The following is an 18016-nucleotide window of genomic DNA, read 5'->3' on the forward strand; positions in this document are numbered from 1 at the left end:
CGCCTGGGGAGGCAGTATGACGAAGTGGATCCATCTGGCCGTCAAGGCCATCGTGTTGTGCGCGTGCTTTGCCGCTGTGTCTGCGGAGGCGGCGAACGACGTAGACGTGGGCGCGTTCGGCCGCAAGGACAAGTTCGACGACATCAAGCTCTCGCCGGGCGGTGAGTACTATGCCGCCACCGTCAGGCTCGAGGACAGGACCGCACTCGCGATCATGTTGAGGAGCGGCAACAAGCTGACCGCGCACTTCGTGCTGGGGAAGAACACGCACGTGTCCGGCTTCTGGTGGGTAAACCCGGAGCGCGTACTGATTTCCATCTCCGAGAAGTACGGCGCGCTGGACGAGCCTCAGCCGACCGGTGAGCTGTACGGGATCAATGCCGACGGCACCAAGCTGGAGATGCTCGTCGGCTACCGGGTGCAAAGTCGTGGCGCAGGGACCCGCATCCAGCCGAAGAAGGTGGAGGATGTCGCGGCGTTTCTGGTCGATACCCTTCCGGGTGACGACAAGAACGTCGTGATTTCCGTGTGGCCCTTCAGCGAAGATCCTTACACACGTGCGGAGCGCATGGACGTGTACTCCGGTCGACGGACACAGGTGGCGCGTGCGCCGATCCGGCGAGCCAGCTTCGTGACCGACAACGCCGGTATCGTGCGGTTCGCCAGTGGCGCCGGTTCCGACAATATCCGAAAGCTCTACTACCGGTCGGGTGAAGGGGCCGAATGGTCGCTGATCAACGACGAGTCCGCGACTGGCGTCGGCGAGTATGCGATTGGATTTTCCGCAGATGACCGAATCGCCTATCTGCTGAGCGAGCAGCGCAAGGGTCCCGACATCATCGTTGCCTACGATGTTGATTCGGGTCAGCGCAAGACCGTGCTGCAGGATGCCACGGTCGATCCGTATGCCATCCTCTACAGCGACGGTGTCGTGGGTCTGGACGCCGACGCAACCGGTGGCCGCGTACCGGTGGGCGCGCTCTACATGGATGGGCGTCCCCGCACGGCTTTCTTCGACAAGGCAGCCAAGGAGGCGATCCTGCAGCGGGAACTCGAGCAGGCCTTCGCCGGACACACCGTCGGCATCACCTCCATCACGGCCGATGGCCGCACTGCGCTGGTCGAGATGTCCAGTGACCGCAACCCGGGCGATTTCTACCTCTTCCGCATCAACGAAAGGAAGGCGGATTATCTGCTCAGCCGTCGGGACTGGTTCGATCCCGAGGCGATGGCCGAGTCCAAGCCGGTGCAGTTGGTCGCGCGTGATGGCTCGCCACTGCATGGCTACCTGACCTTGCCCAGGGGCGTGGAGCCACGCAACCTCCCCTTGGTCGTGCTTCCGCACGGCGGACCTTTCGGCGTGCGCGATATGTGGCACTTCGATGACGAAGCACAGATGCTTGCCGGTGCTGGGTATGCCGTCCTCCAGCCGAACTTCCGGGGATCCGGTGGCTACGGCCGCACGTTCCGGGAAGCGGGTGCCCGTCAGTGGGGCCTGGCCATGCAGGACGATGTCACCGATGCAACCAAGTGGGCCATCCAGCAGGGCATCGCCGATCCTCGCCGCATCTGCATTTATGGTGCGAGCTATGGCGCATATGCGGCTATCACGGGGGCTGCCAAGGAACCCGGCCTCTATCGCTGTGCCGCCGGATACGTGGGTGTCTACGACCTTCCGATGATGCATACGCGTGGCGACGTGCAGCGACGGGGCTCGGGTGATACCTATCTGAATCAGTGGATCGGGCCGCGCAATGAACTGGCTGCGGTTTCGCCGGTCAACATGGCCGACAGGATCAAGGTGCCGGTGTTCCTTGCCGCCGGTGGCGAGGACGAACGCGCCCCGGTTCAGCACACTGAAATCATGGAGCGTCGCCTGAAGGCTGCAGGCGTGCCGGTCGAGTCGCTGTACTACAAGACGGAAGGGCATGGCTTTTACATGGAAGCCAACCAACGCGAGTACTACACGAAGCTGCTGGACTTCTTCCACCGCCACCTCGGTGGTGCGAAGGCCAAGTAGGCAGTCTGTTCGATCCAGCCACAACGGCGCCTGCGGGCGCCGTTGTCGTTCATGCCTTGCGCATCATCCGTTTCAATGCGGGTGCCGCCACCAGTGCCAGGGCCGCGCACCCCAGGCCGAGCCACATCATCAGCCAGAACAGGTCCGCGTACCCTGCGGCTGCCTGCGCGATGTCCCATGTCTGGCCTTCCGGGAGATCCACGGCCGCCAGCTTGCCGAACTGCGCCGCCAGGGTTTCGGAGAAGGCGGTGGCGAGCAGCCACATGCCCATCATCAGCCCCACCACGCGCGGCACGGACAACTCGGTGACGGCCGCGAGGCTGACGGGTGCCAGGCACATCTCGCCGATTTCCAGCAGCAGGTAGGCGAGCACCAGCCACCACACGCTGGCCATCACGCCGGTGTCGCCCACCTGCTGCGCTGCGAGCGCGAGCGGTACGAATGAAAGCCCGCCGAACAGCAGGCCCAGCGCACCCTTCAGCGGCTTGGACGGATCGCGGCCGCGCCGCCCCAACGCCGCCCACAGCCACGCGAAGATCGGCGCCAGCACCACCAGGAACAGCGCGCCGAGATAGGTCAGCGATCCCGCGGTCTGCGGCAACACGACGGAATCGCGAAGTACCAGCAGCACCATCACGCCGGCAGTTCCCAGGAAAACGGTGCGCGGAAATCCCGTCATCGCGTTGCGCTCGGAGGTGCGAACGGCGACGACGAAGGCAAGCGGCATCGCCAGCAGCCCCCACGTGGACCAGGGTGCGGTGGAAAGGAACATGCGGGTGTTCGCCGCCAGGCTGTCCGACCACACCACCACGCCTTGGGGCTGCACCAGTGACGGGAACAGGTCCTTGGTCAGCAGGCGGTCGGTGAACATCACCCACGAGCCGTAGGTCTGCTCGTAGAGCGTGAAGAACACCAGGCACATGAAGATCATCGCCATCAGCGCGATCATCTGCCGTCGCTGCGGCGGCGTGCATTGCGTGGTGACGAACCAGGTGAACCAGGCGAGCACCAGCATCAGCACCACGAGCATCAACACCAGCGCCAGCGAGAGTTCGCCACCCAGCGCGAAAGCGCCGTTCGCCGCCGCCCACATCAGCCAGGCCAACGGCAATACACCGAGCGACGCGGCCAGGTAGATCGCCCACTCGCGCCTCAGGCCCAGCACCGATGTGCGCAATGCCGGCGGCGACGGCGGCTCCGCATGGCCTTGCAGATAGCGCTGGCCCCACAGGAACATCGCCAGGCCCAGCAGCATGCCGATGCCGGCGGCGCCGAAGCCGTACTTCCATCCCAGCGTCTCGCCCAGATAACCGCAGACCAGCGAGGCCAGCAGCGCGCCCAGGTTGATGCCGGCGTAGAAGAGGCTGAAGCCTCCATCGCGGCGCGGATCGCCCACCGGATAAAGGCGGCCGACGATGCCGGTGATGTTCGGCTTGAGGAAGCCCACGCCCATCACGATCAACGCCAGCGACAGATACATCGTGCGCAGTGCGCCTTCGTCGCGCGTCACCACGCCGCCATCCGAGACCGCCGCCGCGCCCTCCAATGCCATGCCGGCGTGGCCGGCGACCAGCAGCAGTCCGCCAAACACCACGGCCTTGCGCATGCCCAGCCAGCGGTCCGCCAGCAGTCCGCCGATAACGGGGATGCAGTAGACCAGGCCGCCATACGCACCGATCAGGTCATAGCCGGCGCCGTCGGCGAACAGGTGGTACTTGGTCAGGTAGAGCAGCAGCAACGCCTTCATACCGTAGAAGGAGAAGCGCTCCCACATTTCGGTGAAGAAGCAGACGTAGACGCCCTTGGGATGGCCGAGGAAGTCGTCGCGGCCGGCAATCGCGGGGGCAGGGTGGCTCAAGGACCGCTCCAGCATCGGGGAAACCGGCCGAGTATAGGCGGCACGCCGGAGCATGCAGCTGGACTTGCCGGGCAGCGGACGCTAGCGTGTCCGCTTTCCGCCATTCGGGAACGCATCATGAGCTCGCCGGGGACCCCGCAACTTACTTTCCGCGCCGTCGTGTTGGCCATCGTGCTGGCCGTCGTGCTGTCGGCCGCCAATGCCTACCTGGGCCTGTTCGCCGGCCTGACCGTGGCCACCGCCATCCCGGCGGCCGTCGTCTCGATGGGCGTGCTGCGCCTGCTGGGCGGCGGCACGATCCTGGAGAACAACATCGTGCAGACCGGTGCTTCCGCCGGCTCATCGATCGCGGCGGGCGTGATCTTCACCATCCCGGCGTTGATCATCCTGGGCTACTGGCAGGACTTCCAGTATTCCTGGGTGCTGGCCATCGCCGGCCTCGGCGGCCTGCTGGGCGTGTTGTTCTCGGTGCCGCTGCGCCGTTCGATGATCGTCGAGGAACCGCTGCCGTTCCCCGAAGGCAAGGCCGCGGCCGAAGTGCTGAAGGCCGGCGAGAACCCGGGCCCGGGCCTGAAGATCCTGGCGTTCTCCGCCGCCATCGGCGCCGTACTCAAGGTGGCCGCGCACAGCGGCATGCGCCTGATCCCGGACACCGCCGCGGGCGCGGGCTTCTTCGGCAAGTACCTCGGCTACCTGGGCACCAACCTGTCGCCGGCATTGCTGGGCGTGGGCTACATCGTGGGCCTGAACATCGGCATCGTGGTGCTGTCGGGCAGTATCCTGTCCTGGCATATCGCCATTCCGCTGTACCACATGTTCTTCATGGGCACCGATCCGGCGCTGGCGCAGAGCATCGCGGGAGCGGGGCCTGAGGACATCGCGGGCGCGATCTGGTCCGCCAAGATCCGTTACCTCGGCGTCGGCGCGATGCTGATCGGCGGCGTGTGGACGCTGTTCTCCCTGCGCAAGTCGCTGCTGTCGGGCGTGAAGAGCGGCATCGCCGCCGCGCGCGCCGGATCGGGCGGTGCGGAAGTCGCGGAGACCGAGCGCGACCTGCCGATGAAGTGGATGCTGGTGGCGCTGGTGGTGTTCGTGCTGCCGCTGCTGCTGCTGTACCAGGCCATCGTGGGCATGTGGCACGTCAGCATCCCGATGGCGATCATCATGATCGTGGCGGGCTTCCTGTTCGTGTCGGTCTCGGCCTACCTGGCCGGCTTGGTGGGTTCGTCGAACAACCCGGTGTCGGGCATCACCATCGCGACGATTCTCTTCGCCTCGGTCGTGCTGCTGCTGTTGCTGGGCGAGAGCGGACGCATGGCGGTTGGTGTGGGTGGCGCGCCGCTGGGCGCGGTGGCCGCGATCATGATCGGCGCGGTGGTGTGCTGCGCCGCGGCCGTGGGCGGCGACAACCTGCAGGACCTGAAGGCGGGTTACATCGTGGGCGCCACGCCGTGGAAACAGCAGCTGATGCTGGGTATCGGTGCGTTCTCCTGCGCGCTGATCATGGCGCCGGTGCTGAACATCCTGTCCGAGGCCTATGGCATCGGCGCGCCGACGGCCGAACATCCGAACCCGCTGTCCGCACCGCAGGCCACGCTGATGGCGTCGGTCGCCAAGGGCCTGTTCGGCGGCGAACTGCCGTGGGGCATCATCGCCATCGGCGCCGTCATCGGTGCGGTCATCATCGCCATCGACGAGATGCTGAAGGCCCGGAAAAGCAGCTTCCGCGTGCCGGTGCTGGCCGCCGCCATCGGTATCTACCTGCCGTTGGAGCTGATGGTGCCGATCTTCCTCGGTGGCCTGTTGGCGTACCTCGTCGAGAAGCGCCACGGCATGGTCGGCACGAAGGACGAGGAGGCGCGCGATCGCCTGCATCGTCCCGGTACCCTGTTCGCGGCGGGCCTGATTACCGGTGAGGCGCTGATGGGCATCGCTGTCGGCGTGGCCATCTACGCCACCAAGGACCGCGACGTGCTGGTGCTGCCCGAGGCGTTCCAGCAGGGCGAGATCGTCGGCCTGGTGATCCTGGCCATCGTCGGCTGGCTGCTCTATCGCACCGGCGCCAAGTCGAAAGCAATGGGCGACGTGGAGCCCGGTCCCCGCTGACCGGAGACACAGCGCAAAGGCGTGACCTCACGCCTTTGCGCCGCGGCGCGCTTAGCGCCTACCATCGGGGTTTCCCTGTTGCCGGAGCCCCGGATGAAGCTGAAATCCGCCCTGTTGCCCCTCTGCCTGCTGGCCGCGCTGCCGTCGCTGGCCGCCGCCCGTGGCCTGGACGTGCGCGACCTGCAGAAGCTGGACCGCGTGTCCTCGCCGGTGCTGTCTCCGGACGGCGGCACCGTCGTGTTTGCCAAGCGCATCGTCGATGCCGAGGTGGTCAAGGCCAGCAGCAGCCTGTGGGTCCGCAACCTGCTGACCCGCGACATGGCGCCGCCCAAGCGGTTGACACCGGAAGGCTGGAGCGTCAACTCGCCGTCGTTCTCCCCGGATGGGAAGACTGTCTACTTCCTGAGCGCGAAGTCCGGCACACAGCAGTTGTACGCGGTGCCGGCCGGCGGCGGCACGCCAAAGCAGCTGACGGCCTTCGCTCTCGACGTAGCCGGTTACAAACTCTCGCCGGATGGGACGCGCGTGCTCTTCAGCACCGATACCTTCGCCGAGTGCAGGGCCGATTTCGCCTGCACGAAGAAGAAGCTCGACGACACCGCCGCGAAAAAGAGCTCCGGCGTGGTCTACGACGGCCTGTTCGTGCGCCACTGGGACACCTGGGCGGACGGCCGTCGCAGCCGCCTGTTCGTGGCCGCATTGCCGGAAGGCAAGGCCAAGCCGGTCGCCACCGCCACCTCGCTCACGGACACGATCGATGGCGATGCGCCGTCCAAGCCATTCGGTGGCGCCGATGAATACACCTGGTCGCCGGACGGCAACGCCGTCGTCGCCGCGATCCGCGTCGCAGGCAAGGGCGAAGCCTGGTCCACCAACTTCGACCTGTATCAGTTCGCCGCTGATGGCGGCACGGCGCCCGTCAACCTTACCGTCGCGAATCCCGCGTGGGACACCGGCCCGGTCTTCAGTGCCGACGGCAAGACGCTGTATTACCGCGCGATGAAGCGCCCGGGGTTCGAAGCCGACCGCTTCGGGCTGATGGCGATGGACCTCGCCACGAAGCAGGTACGCGAGATCGCGCCGACGTGGGATCGTTCCGCCGATGGCATCGTGCTGTCGAAGGATGGCGCGACGATCTACACCACCGCGCAGGACGTGGGCCAGCATCCGTTGTTTTCCGTCGATGTGGCGAGCGGTTCGGTGAAGTCGGTCGTCGGCGAAGGCAGCATCTCCGCTTTCGACATCGCCGGCGCCACCCTGGCGCTCACCCGCAACACGCTGAAGAGCGGCGACCAGCTGTTCACCACGACGCTCTCGGGCGCACCGTTGCGCGCGATCACGCCGAGCGCGCAGGAAGCCTTGGGCGACGTCAGCTTCGGCGACTTCGAACAGTTCACCTTCAAGGGCTGGAACAACGAGACCGTGCACGGCTACGTGGTCAAGCCGCACGATTACGTCGAAGGGAAGAAGTACCCGGTGGCGTTCCTGATCCACGGTGGACCGCAGGGCAGCTTCGGCAACGGCTGGAGCTACCGCTGGAATCCGCAGACCTACGCCGGCCAGGGCTACGCGGTGGTGATGATCGACTTCCACGGTTCGACCGGCTACGGCCAGGCCTTCACGGACGCGATCAGCCAGCACTGGGGCGATCGCCCGCTGGAAGACCTGCAGAAGGGCTGGGCGGCCGCGCAGCAGAAGTACACGTTCCTCGATGGCAAGAACGCCTGCGCGCTCGGCGCCAGCTACGGCGGCTACATGATCAATTGGATCGCCGGCAACTGGAACGAGCCATGGAAGTGCTTGGTCAACCACGACGGTGTGTTCGACATCCGTTCGATGGGCTACGTGACTGAAGAACTGTGGTTCACCGAGTGGGAGAACGGCGGCACCCCATACGACGTGCCGAAGAACATCGAGAAGTTCAACCCGGTCAACCACATCGCCAAGTGGCGCGTGCCGATGCTGGTGGTGCAGGGCGAGAAGGACTACCGCGTGCCGGTGGACCAGGGCCTGTCCACGTTCACCGCGCTGCAGCGCAAGGGTATCGATTCCAAGCTGCTGTACTTCCCCGACGAGAACCATTGGGTGCTGAAGCCGCAGAACAGCATCCTGTGGCACGACACCGTCAATGCGTGGTTGAAGCAGCATATCGGCCGCTGAGTGCCTTGCGAAAGGGCCGGTCACGCCGGCCCTTTTTCTTTACCTGAAGGAGAACCACGCCGATGGCGATCGCAGCCACCGAACCCTCCACCGCGCTGATCCAGAACGACATTGTCCTGTTCGGCCTGATCGCCGCCACGCTGGGTGTGGTCTTCTGGACCTCCTCCCGCGAAACGGGCTTCTTCAAGAAGTTCTACACCTACGTGCCGGCCTTGCTGCTGTGCTACTTCATCCCCGGCATCTACAACAGCGTCGATCTGATCGACGGCGCCGCCAGCAAGCTCTACAACCCGGTCGCCAGCCGTGTGCTGCTGCCCGCCGCGCTGGTGCTGCTGACGCTGACCATCGACTTGAAGGGCGTGCTGAAGTTGGGACCGAAGCTGCTGGCGATGTATATCGGCGCCTCGCTCACGGTGATGCTGGGCGCCTTCGTTGCATTCTGGGTGATGAACGTCATCCATCCCGAAACCGTTGCGGGCGATGTCTGGGGCGGCATGGCCACGCTTGCCGGCAGCTGGATCGGCGGTGGCGCGAACATGCTGGCGATGAAGGAGATCTTCGCCGTCGACGAGACGACGTTCGCGCAGTTCGTCGTGGTCGACGTCAGCGTGGGCTACGTCTGGATGGCGGTGCTGATCTTCCTGGCCAACCGCGCGCAGGCGATCGACGCACGCACCGGTGCCGACACGCGGGCCATCGAGGAACTCAAGGAGCGCCTGGCCAACTACCAGAAGGAGCACGAGCGGGTGACCACGCTCACCGACCTGATGGTGATTCTGGGTATCGCCTTCGGTACCGTCGGCCTTGCACATGCCATCGCCGGACCGGCATCGGCCTGGTTCTCCGACGTCGCGTGGGCGCGGCAGGTCAGCCTGCACGAGCCTTTCGTGTGGGTGGTGGTGCTGTCGACGGTCATCGGCCTCGGCCTGAGCCTGACGCGTGCGCGCACGCTGGACGGCGCGGGCGCGTCGAAGATCGGTGCACTGTTCCTATACATCCTGATCGCCTGCATCGGCATGCAGATGGAGATCGGAAAGCTGGCTGAACGCCCCTGGCTGCTGGCGTTGGGCCTGATCTGGATCCTCGTCCACATCGTGCTGTTGCTGCTGCTGGCCAAGCTGCTGCGCGTGCCGTTCTTCTATTTCGCGATGGGGTCGCAGAGCAACATCGGTGGACCAGCCTCGGCGCCCGTGGTGGCCACGGTGTTCCATCCGTCGCTGGCACCCGTCGGTGCGCTGCTTGGCGCGCTGGGCTATGCAACGGGTACCGTCGCGGCCTACGTGGTCGGCGTGGTGCTGCGCGGGATGGCGGGGCAGGGTTAATGCAAGATCTTCTGTAGGAGCGACGTAAGTCGCGACGTTGATGTTTCCGGTCGCGACTTACGTCGCTCCTACAGCAAGGCAAGAAAAAGGGCGAAGCCGATGGCTTCGCCCTTTTCTTTTCTGCATATCTATCCGGTCAACAGCAGCGGAACCCGCTCCGACCGCCGAACCGCGCCTCCTGCCGTTCGCGGAAGAAGGTCTTGTAATCCATCGGCTCGCGGTCGGGATGCTTCTCCAGGATGTGCCGGACATAGTTGTCGTAGTCGGGCACGCCGCAGCACAGCCGTGCCGTCTGCACCAGCCTCCGCCACACACGCTTGTGCGTGGCGAAGTGCGAGAGTGGGACGAGTTCCGTGCCCATGGCCTACAGCCAGGCCTTCTGCTGCTCTTCGCTCAGCGCGACGAACGGCGTCTCGCGATCGCTTCGCTCGCTGCTCGCGCGCGCCTTCAGGATGCCCTTGATCGCATAGACCAGCACGCTGAACACCACGAACAGGAACAGGATGGTCAGGCCGGTGTTGACGTAGCTGTTCACCACCACTTGGTGCATCTGGCTCATGCTCTTCGCCGCGCCGAGCAACTGGCCGTCGGCGATGGCGGCCTGGTACTTCTTCGCCTGCGCCACGAAGCCGACCGCCGGATTGCTGTCGAAGATCTTGATCAGACCCGCATAGGTCGTGCAGATCAGCAGCCAGATCGCCGGAACGACGGTGACCCAGGCGTAGCGGTCGCGCTTCATCTTGAACACCACCACCGTGCACAGCATCAGCGCGATGCCGGCGAGCATCTGGTTGGCGATGCCGAACAGCGGCCACAGCGTGTTGATGCCGCCCAGCGGATCGACCACGCCCTGGTACAGGAAGTAGCCCCACAATGCGACGCAGCCTGCCGTGCCGATGACGTTCGCCCCCCAGGAATCCGTCCTGCGCAGCGGCGGGATGAAGTTGCCCAGCAGGTCCTGCAGCATGAAGCGGCCCGCGCGGGTGCCGGCATCCACCGCCGTCAGGATGAACAAGGCTTCGAACAGGATGGCGAAGTGGTACCAGAACGCCATCATCGCGTCGCCGCCGGGCAGCGCGTCGTGCAGGATCACCGCGATGCCGACCGCCAGCGTCGGCGCGCCGCCGGCACGCGAAATGATGGTGCCTTCGCCGATGTTGTGTGCCGTCTGTTCCAGCATTTCGGGCGTCACCAGGAAGCCCCAGCTGCTGACCTTCGCGGCCACGTCCACCGCCGTGGTGCCGATGGCGGCGGCCGGACTGTTCATCGCGAAGTACACGCCGGGCTCGATGATGGAGGCCGCGACCAGCGCCATGATGGCGACGAACGATTCCATCAGCATGCCGCCGTAGCCGATGTAGCGCGCATGCATTTCATTGGCGAGCAGCTTGGGCGTGGTGCCCGAGGAGATCAGCGCATGGAAGCCCGACACCGCGCCGCAGGCGATGGTGATGAACAGGAACGGGAACAGGCCGCCCTTCCACACCGGTCCGTCGCCGGTGCTGGCGAACTGCGTCAGCGCCGGCATCTTCAGCGAGGTCACTTCCGGGCTGGCGATGACGATGCCGATCGCCAGCGCCACGATCACGCCGATCTTGAGGAAGGTCGACAGGTAATCGCGCGGTGCCAGCAGCAGCCACACGGGCAGCACGGCGGCGACGAAGCCATAACCGATCAGCATCCAGGTGATCTGGGTGCCAGTGAAGGTGAAGGCGGGACCCCAGGTGGGATGCGCGCCGACCTTGCCGCCGAACCAGATGGCCAGCAGCAGCAGGATGATGCCCACCACCGAGATCTCGCCGATCTTGCCGGGACGGATGTAGCGCATGTAGATGCCCATGAGGATCGCGATGGGCATCGTCGCGATCACCGTGAACATGCCCCATGGGCTTTCGGCCAGCGCCTTCACCACGATCATCGCCAGCACCGCAAGGATGATGATCATGATCAGGAACGCGCCGAACAGCGCGATCGTGCCGGCCACCTGGCCCATTTCCTCACGGACCAGGTCACCGAGCGAGCGGCCGTTGCGGCGGCTGGAGATGAACAGGACCATGAAGTCCTGTACCGCGCCCGCCAGTACCACACCGGCGATCAGCCAGAGCATGCCGGGCAGGTAGCCCATCTGCGCGGCGAGCACGGGGCCCACCAGCGGACCAGCGCCCGCGATGGCGGCGAAGTGGTGGCCGAACAACACGTGCTTGTTGGTGGGCACGTAGTCCAGGCCGTCATTGTTCAAGTGCGCGGGGGTTGCCCGGCGCGGATCCAGCCCCATCACGTTCTTGGCGATGTACAGGCTGTAGTAGCGATAGGCGACCAGGTAGATGGACACCGCCGCCACGACGATCCACAGCGCGCTTATCTGCTCGCCCTGGCGCAACGCCACCACACCCAGACACCCCGCGCCAAGCAGCGCGAGCGCCGCCCAGCCGATCTTGGAAAAACCGTTCATTCGGCAACCCTCCGACAAGTCCCGCCAAGGGTCCCCCCATGCGGGAAGCCGGTCAATCCGTAATCCCGGATTCAGGCTTCGACTTTGGTCGCAGTGCGACGGCGTACTGCGGTCAGAGCCAGCGCGAGCGCTTGAACAGGCGGTACAGGCCGAAGCAGGCCAGCGCGACTCCCGCGATCAGGATCGGATAGGCGAAGCGTCCGCCCAGTTCGGGCATGTGCTCGAAGTTCATGCCGTACCAGCTGGTGATCAGCGTAGGGGCCGCGAGCAGGGCCGCCCACGCACCGAGGCGCTTGACCGTCTCGCCCTGCGCCAGCGTCACCAGCGACAGGTTGACGCTCAGCGCGGTGGTCAGCATCTCGCGCAGCGTGTCGGTGTACTCGTTCACGCGCAGCACGTGGTCCTGCACGTCGCGGAAGTACAGACGGACTTCTTCAGGGATCAGCGGACTCTGCGAGCGTGTCAGCTGCGCCAGCACATCCTGCAGCGGCGCCACCGCCAGCCGCATCTGGGTCAGTTCGCGCTTCAGGTCGTACAGCTTCACCACCGTGCCGCGCCGGTAGGTGTCGGCGAAGATGTCCTTCTCCAGCGTGTCCAGGGTCTGCTTGAACTGATCGATGATGGGGCGGTAGTTGTCGACGATGTAGTCCAGCACCGCATACAGGCCATACGACGGACCCAGCGCCAGCAGGTCGGCTTCGCGCTGCACGCGCTCGCGCACCGGTGCGTACGACAGCGAGGCGCCATGGCGCACGGTCACCAGGTAGCGGGGGCCGAGGAAGGCATGCGTCTCGCCGAAGCGGATGCGGTCGTCGACGACCTGCGCGGTATGCACGGCCACGAACAGCGAGTTTCCGTAGGCTTCCAGCTTCGGGCGCTGGTGCGCGTTCTGCGCATCCTCGACGGCCAGGTCGTGCAGGCAGAATTCCTCCTGGAGTTTCTCCAGGATCGTATCGGCGGGCTCGTACAGGCCCACCCAGATGAAGCTGCCATCATCGATCGCGAGTACATCGCTGATCTCGTCCAGGCCGATGTCGCGCCGCTTGCCGCCCTGGTCGTAGACCACGCAGTTGATGACGCACTGGGGCAGGGCGGGTTTCGTGTCGATGGCGGCGAGGTCGTTCATGGTGGGAATCGTGCGCCACGCCGCCGCATCCGACAAGCCCGCGCCTTCCTGTAGGAGCGACGTGAGTCGCGACCGCGACAATGACACACCGTGGGGCTTCTCACGCACGGATCCTGTGAAAGGCACGTCTGCGCTCTCCTCAGGATCCGTGCTGCGGTCGCCTCTCCGGGTTGTTCCGATTCTGCGGTCGCGACTTACGTCGCTCCTACAGGGACGCATGCATTACTGCGCGACGAACCGGATCGCCTGCCCGCCGCCCGGTGCCAGCTTCAAGGTCAGCGTGTCGCCACGCGTCACGCTGCGCTCCTCGATCACGATGTCCTGGGGGGCGGTCTTCCAGTTCGCCTTGTCGCCATCGCGGTAGATCTGCGCCGTGTAGCGGCGGCCTTCGTCGAGGAACGACAGGGGCACGTCCAGCGTGCGGCCGTCTTCGTCAGTGAGCGCACCCAGGTACCAGTTGTCGCCGCCGCGTTCCTTGCGCGCGATGGTCACGTAGTCGCCGACTTCGCCGTTCAGCACGCGCGTATCCTCCCAGTCCACCGGCACGTCCTTGATGAACTGGAACGGTGCCGGGTTCTTCTCGTAGTTCTCCAGCAGATCGGCCGCCATCTGCAGCGGGCTGTAGATCACCACGTACAGCGACAGCTGCTTGGCCCAGGTGGTGGCGATGCCGTCGGTGGAGCGCGTCTTCATGCCGAAGATGCCGGGCGTGTAATCCATCGGTCCGGCCAGCAGGCGGGTGAACACCAGGTTGGCCTCGTGCTCCGGCGGATTGCCGGGCTGGCCCCACGCGCTGAATTCCATGCCGCGCGCACCCTCGCGGGTGATCCAGTTGGGATACGTGCGGCGCAGGCCGCTGTCCTTGATCGGCTCGTGCGGATTGACAGAGATATGACGCTTGGCGGCTTCCGTCACCACCTTCAGGTGATGGCGCGCCATGTCCTGGCCCTCGTGCCACGCGTAGTGGCGCTTGCCATCGGCGCCGGTGACCTTGGCCTGGCTGGCATCGGCCACGTAACCGGTCTTCACCGCCGGTACGCCCACGCGCTCGTACAGATCGAACGCATCAGCCAGCTGCGTTTCGTAGTGCGCGGCGTTGCCCGACGTCTCATGGTGGCCGATCAGCACCACGCCCTTCGATTTCGCGTACGCCGACAGCGCGGGCAGATCGAAATCCGGATACGACCTGGTGAAGCTGAAGTCCTCGCCGTTGCCGAACCAGTCCCCGTCCCAGCCCACGTTCCAGCCTTCCACCAGCACGCCGCCTAGGCCGTGCTTCGCGGCGAAGTCGATGTGCTTGCGGACGTTCTCGTTGGTGGCACCGTGCTTCGGCCCGGAAGCCCAGCTCTTCAGCTCCAGGTGCATCTCCCACCACACGCCGACGTACTTCATCGGTTTGACCCACGACACATCGCCCAGCGCGTTCGGCTCGTTGAGGTTGAGGGTGAGGCTGGACATGGCCAGGCCGGCGGCATCATCGCTCAGCAGCAGGGTGCGCCATGGGGTATCGAACGGTGCCGCACGCACCACCTTGCCTTCGCCGATGCCCGGAGTCAGGTCCGCCTTGAGTTTGCGGTCTTCCACCCGCGTCAGGTTCATGCCGCTGTAGTCGACCAGCGCCGCCTCGTGGATGGACAGGTGGCTGCCGTCATCGAACTTGAAGGTGATCGGTGTCTGCGCATCGCCGACCTGCTGCAGGGGCGTGCGGTGGTACAGATACTCTTCGCGGTTCCATTCACCGGCGGGAATCCACCACGCCGTCGCATCGCGTGCGAGGGCGAACTCGGTCAGCTCCTCGCTGATCTTCACCTGCTCAAGCCCCGCCTGCTTCGGGAAGCGGTAGCGGAAGCCGACGCCGTCGTTGAACACGCGGAACACCACGTCGAAGCTGCGGAAGGGCTTGGCCTTCTCCTTCAGCGTGACCGTCAGTTCGTTGTAGTGGTTGCGGATGAAGCGGCGTTCGCCCCACGGTTGTTCCCAGGTCTCGTCGAACGTGCGCGTGCGCGGCTGCACGATCTCGATGTTGCGCTCGAACTTCGGCGCGTCCAGCAGCAGGAAGCCGAGTCGCGACGACGAGATGACCGGCTGTCCCTTGCGCGACACGGCGTAGGCGGGGCGGCCGTCGTTGTCGGTGGACAGTTCCACCACGATGGAGCCGTCAGGCGATGCGACGCGCGGTCCTGGGGCTGCATGCGCGATGTCCGCGCCGACGGTGAGCAGGACGACGAGCGGAAAGAGATAACGGAGCATGCGACCCTCGCGATGTGCAGAGGGCCGCATCGTGCGTGGCGGGGCTCAGCGCGACAAGCGTCGCGGCATGAATACGTATGCAAGCGCGAGGTGGACCGGCAGCAGCAGCGCGATCCATGGCTGGTTGTACTGCAGGCGCAACGGCAGCCAGTGCAGGAACCAGGCGACCAGCGCACCGCCCGCGATGGCGCAGATCAGCCAGCCGAACCAGGCAGGTGGCGTGCGGCGGCGCAGCACGGAAACTGCGCCGGGAATCAGCAGCACGCAGAGGGGGTTCAACAGCAACAGGTTGCGGTTAGCCCATGCGGCCCAGTGGTCGGTGAAGCCCCACAGGTAGACCAGAACACCGCCGGCCATGAAACACAGCAGCCAGAACGGCAAGGCAGCGGCGGCGATGGCACGCGGCCAGCGGCGGCCGGCGAAGCCGATCAGCAACGCCGCCACGACACCCGCGCCGAGCCAGGGCAGCCATCGCCGTGGCGTTTCCGCCGGCTCCGGGGCGATACGGTGCGGCAGCAATTGCATCTCCGACTGCACCAGGGGTCGGCCTGCACTGTTCTTCGCTTCGCGCAGGCTGTCGGCCAGCCGCATGGGGACATAGGCCTCTTCCCAGCGCGACATCGGTTTGTCGGCCGAGGGTCCCAGGCCCACGTCGAAGCCCAGCCACATCCATGTTGCCGGCGACGCCAGCCGCACCGCTTCACTGCGAAGCGTATTGCCGCGCGAACGGCCGGCGAGCTGCGACTTCAGCGTGCCGCCGAGCGCAGCATCGAGGGCGTCCCGCACCTGCGTGGAGCAGTTGGAGGTGAAGTAGTCGTAGCGGTAGCGCGCATTCTCCGGCCTGGCCCGTTCGACCAGCGCGTCGGCCAGTGCCTGCGCCTGCGCCGGCGCCAGGTCCAGCCATTGCAGCGAGACGCCGCGGCCGCTGTCGCGGTACTGCAGGAGATCCTGCTCGAACGGCAGCGCCATGAGGTAGTACATCATGTGGCCGCGGGCGAAATTGCCGACGAAGTCTGACTCGCCCGGATCGAAGAAGCCGAAGTTGTACGAGATCGCGTCGCCGCTGGCGGGATCGACCACCACGATGGCGTTGTGACCGAAGCGCTCGAAGAACACCTCGCCCGGCTGCATCGTCGCCACGCCGATCCGTGGGGCGGCCCACGCCGTCACGGCCAGCAGCCACAGCACGCCCAGCAGCGCCAGGCGTGCAGCCACGCTACGCATCGGCGAGCACCCCGACATGGAAGGCGTGTACGCGGCGCGCATCGGCCCGGGCGACACGGAACATGAAGCGCCCGAGCGTGAGCTCCTCGCCGGTCTCCGGCAGGTGGCCTATCGCGGCGGTGATGAGGCCGCCGACGGTGTCGTATTCGTCGTCGGGGAAATCCGCGCCGAAACGCTCGTTGAAGTCGGCGATGGGCGTGAGCGCATCCACCACGAACTGGCCATCGGCCTGCGCGGCGATCAGCGCGGCGCCATCCTCGGCTTCATCGTGTTCGTCGTCGATCTCGCCGACGATCTGTTCCAGCACGTCCTCGATGGTGACCAGGCCGGCCACGCCGCCATACTCGTCGACGACGATCGCCATGTGGTTGCGCGACAGGCGGAATTCCTTCAGCAGCAGGTTGAGCTTCTTCGACTCGGGGATCAGCACGGCGGGGCGCAGCAGTTCGCGCACGCTGCCGGGCCCGTTGTCGGCCACCACGCCGCGCAGCAGGTCCTTGGCCAGCAGGATGCCGAGGATCTCGTCCTTGTCGTCGCCGTGCACCGGGAAGCGCGAGTGGCCGGATTCGACCACGTCTTTCATCAGGTCGAGGAAGCGCGCCTCGACGGGCAACGAAACCATCTGCGCGCGCGGCACCATGACATCGCCCACGGTGAGGTCGGCGACGGCGATGGCGCCTTCCATCATCTTCAGGGTATCGCCGCCGATCAGGCCGTCGGACTGCGCATCGCGCAGGATGGCCACCAGGTCGTCGCGTGTGCTGGGTTCGCCGGAGAACGCCGAACTGAGGCGGTCCAGCCAGGAGCGCCGTTTCTCCGACGGTTTGTCGGAGCCATCCGGCGCGAAGGTACTGTCGTCTTCTGACATCTCGGGGGAGTGGTCGCCCACGGGGCGTTGAGGCCAGTCTAACCCGGTTGGGCGCCGGACGCAGGCGGCGCGGCCTCGGCGGGCGGTGCTGCTTCGTCCGCGGGCGCTTCCTCCGGAAGGTCCAGGCTGTAACTGCAGCCCACCAGTGTCTTGCCGGGGTGCGAGGCGACGTTGCTGACGTTCAATACGGCCGATTCGATCAGCAGCTCGCCGGTCGCGACGTCGCGGGTTTCCTCGCTGCGCAGCTCCTTGCCGAACATCGCCTTGGCCGGCGTGTCGATCGCGGTTTCGAGCGCCAGTTGCTTCGCCAGCGGCCGGGGATCGGGCAGGTCGAGCAGTGCGATCACGCCGCCGCCGGAGAACGCGATGTGGTCTGTGTCGTGCCCGAAGACGCGGATCGGCTTGGCCAACCGGTATTCGGTCATGAACATGTTCGCCTGCGGCAGCGGCTGCCATCCCAGCGCGACCGCCTTCAGCGGGTCCTCCAGGGCGGGTGCAAGCGCGGTCAAGCGGGTGATGTCGCTTCGGCACTCGATCAGTGCGGGCAGGTCTGGCGGGGCGTCCTGCGCGGCGGCAGGCGAGGAGAGGACCAGTGCCAACGTCGGCACGAACAGCAGGGTGCGCAGCATG

General features: G+C 65.9%; 12 protein-coding genes. 4 read left to right on the plus strand and 8 right to left on the minus strand.

Annotated features, from left to right (window positions below; translation table 11 throughout):
* The first annotated feature begins 16 nt into the window (after positions 1-16).
* On the plus strand, positions 17-2020 hold the full coding sequence (locus IB223_RS04420; RefSeq protein WP_192200432.1) for a S9 family peptidase: 2004 nt from the start codon (positions 17-19) through the stop codon (positions 2018-2020).
* Between the two features lie 49 nt (positions 2021-2069).
* Here IB223_RS04420 and IB223_RS04425 read toward each other — a convergent pair whose 3' ends face one another.
* Positions 2070-3878 (minus strand): peptide MFS transporter, encoded by a 1809-nt coding sequence (locus IB223_RS04425; protein WP_225590807.1) that lies wholly within the window; start codon positions 3876-3878, stop codon positions 2070-2072.
* Between the two features lie 117 nt (positions 3879-3995).
* Here IB223_RS04425 and IB223_RS04430 point away from each other — a divergent pair, with 117 nt between their 5' ends.
* The 3 genes from IB223_RS04430 to IB223_RS04440 all read left to right on the plus strand — a co-directional run bounded on the left by IB223_RS04430 (position 3996) and on the right by IB223_RS04440 (position 9466).
* On the plus strand, positions 3996-5984 hold the full coding sequence (locus IB223_RS04430) for an oligopeptide transporter, OPT family (protein WP_192200434.1): 1989 nt from the start codon (positions 3996-3998) through the stop codon (positions 5982-5984).
* A 93-nt stretch (positions 5985-6077) separates the two neighbouring features.
* On the plus strand, positions 6078-8144 hold the full coding sequence (locus tag IB223_RS04435; RefSeq protein ID WP_192200435.1) for a S9 family peptidase: 2067 nt from the start codon (positions 6078-6080) through the stop codon (positions 8142-8144).
* 62 nt (positions 8145-8206) lie between these two features.
* Positions 8207-9466: a DUF819 family protein gene (locus tag IB223_RS04440; RefSeq protein ID WP_192200436.1), complete on the plus strand. Its 1260-nt coding sequence runs from the start codon at positions 8207-8209 to the stop codon at positions 9464-9466.
* A gap of 136 nt (positions 9467-9602) precedes the next feature.
* On the opposite strand, the gene IB223_RS04445 is transcribed toward IB223_RS04440, so the two are convergent.
* From IB223_RS04445 to IB223_RS04475, 7 genes are all read right to left on the minus strand, one after another.
* Entirely contained in the window at positions 9603-9827 is a 225-nt protein-coding gene (locus tag IB223_RS04445; protein WP_192200437.1) for a CstA-like transporter-associated (seleno)protein, read from the minus strand.
* Positions 9828-9830: 3 nt separating this feature from the next.
* On the minus strand, positions 9831-11918 hold the full coding sequence (locus IB223_RS04450) for a carbon starvation CstA family protein (RefSeq protein WP_192200438.1): 2088 nt from the start codon (positions 11916-11918) through the stop codon (positions 9831-9833).
* 112 nt (positions 11919-12030) lie between these two features.
* A complete protein-coding gene (locus IB223_RS04455; RefSeq protein ID WP_192200439.1) occupies positions 12031-13044 on the minus strand; it encodes a magnesium and cobalt transport protein CorA in 1014 nt (337 codons plus the stop codon).
* 222 nt (positions 13045-13266) lie between these two features.
* Positions 13267-15294 (minus strand): glycoside hydrolase family 97 protein, encoded by a 2028-nt coding sequence (locus IB223_RS04460; RefSeq protein WP_192200440.1) that lies wholly within the window; start codon positions 15292-15294, stop codon positions 13267-13269.
* 45 nt (positions 15295-15339) lie between these two features.
* The gene (locus IB223_RS04465; protein WP_192200441.1) at positions 15340-16518 is read right to left on the minus strand and encodes a DUF4105 domain-containing protein; all 1179 of its coding nucleotides are present in this window, start codon (positions 16516-16518) and stop codon (positions 15340-15342) included.
* The gene (locus tag IB223_RS04470) at positions 16511-17386 is read right to left on the minus strand and encodes a transporter associated domain-containing protein (RefSeq protein ID WP_192200443.1); all 876 of its coding nucleotides are present in this window, start codon (positions 17384-17386) and stop codon (positions 16511-16513) included. Before IB223_RS04470 ends, IB223_RS04465 begins: the two co-directional genes overlap by 8 nt.
* Before the next feature lie 38 nt (positions 17387-17424).
* Positions 17425-18015: a hypothetical protein gene (locus tag IB223_RS04475; RefSeq protein ID WP_192200444.1), complete on the minus strand. Its 591-nt coding sequence runs from the start codon at positions 18013-18015 to the stop codon at positions 17425-17427.
* Position 18016: the final 1 nt, after the last annotated feature.

This window comes from Pseudoxanthomonas sp. PXM03 (genome assembly GCF_014852005.1).
Lineage (GTDB): Bacteria > Pseudomonadota > Gammaproteobacteria > Xanthomonadales > Xanthomonadaceae > Pseudoxanthomonas_A.

What these genes read in the sequence shown, in the direction of transcription:
- IB223_RS04420 (WP_192200432.1), top strand. Translation starts at nt 17, where the DNA reads ATGACGAAGTGGATCCATCTGGCCGTCAAGGCCATCGTGTTGTGCGCG.
- IB223_RS04430 (WP_192200434.1), top strand. Translation starts at nt 3,996, where the DNA reads ATGAGCTCGCCGGGGACCCCGCAACTTACTTTCCGCGCCGTCGTGTTG.
- IB223_RS04435 (WP_192200435.1), top strand. Translation starts at nt 6,078, where the DNA reads ATGAAGCTGAAATCCGCCCTGTTGCCCCTCTGCCTGCTGGCCGCGCTG.
- IB223_RS04440 (WP_192200436.1), top strand. Translation starts at nt 8,207, where the DNA reads ATGGCGATCGCAGCCACCGAACCCTCCACCGCGCTGATCCAGAACGAC.
- IB223_RS04445 (WP_192200437.1), bottom strand. Translation starts at nt 9,827, where the DNA reads ATGGGCACGGAACTCGTCCCACTCTCGCACTTCGCCACGCACAAGCGT.
- IB223_RS04450 (WP_192200438.1), bottom strand. Translation starts at nt 11,918, where the DNA reads ATGAACGGTTTTTCCAAGATCGGCTGGGCGGCGCTCGCGCTGCTTGGC.
- IB223_RS04455 (WP_192200439.1), bottom strand. Translation starts at nt 13,044, where the DNA reads ATGAACGACCTCGCCGCCATCGACACGAAACCCGCCCTGCCCCAGTGC.
- IB223_RS04460 (WP_192200440.1), bottom strand. Translation starts at nt 15,294, where the DNA reads ATGCTCCGTTATCTCTTTCCGCTCGTCGTCCTGCTCACCGTCGGCGCG.
- IB223_RS04465 (WP_192200441.1), bottom strand. Translation starts at nt 16,518, where the DNA reads ATGCGTAGCGTGGCTGCACGCCTGGCGCTGCTGGGCGTGCTGTGGCTG.
- IB223_RS04470 (WP_192200443.1), bottom strand. Translation starts at nt 17,386, where the DNA reads ATGTCAGAAGACGACAGTACCTTCGCGCCGGATGGCTCCGACAAACCG.
- IB223_RS04475 (WP_192200444.1), bottom strand. Translation starts at nt 18,015, where the DNA reads ATGCTGCGCACCCTGCTGTTCGTGCCGACGTTGGCACTGGTCCTCTCC.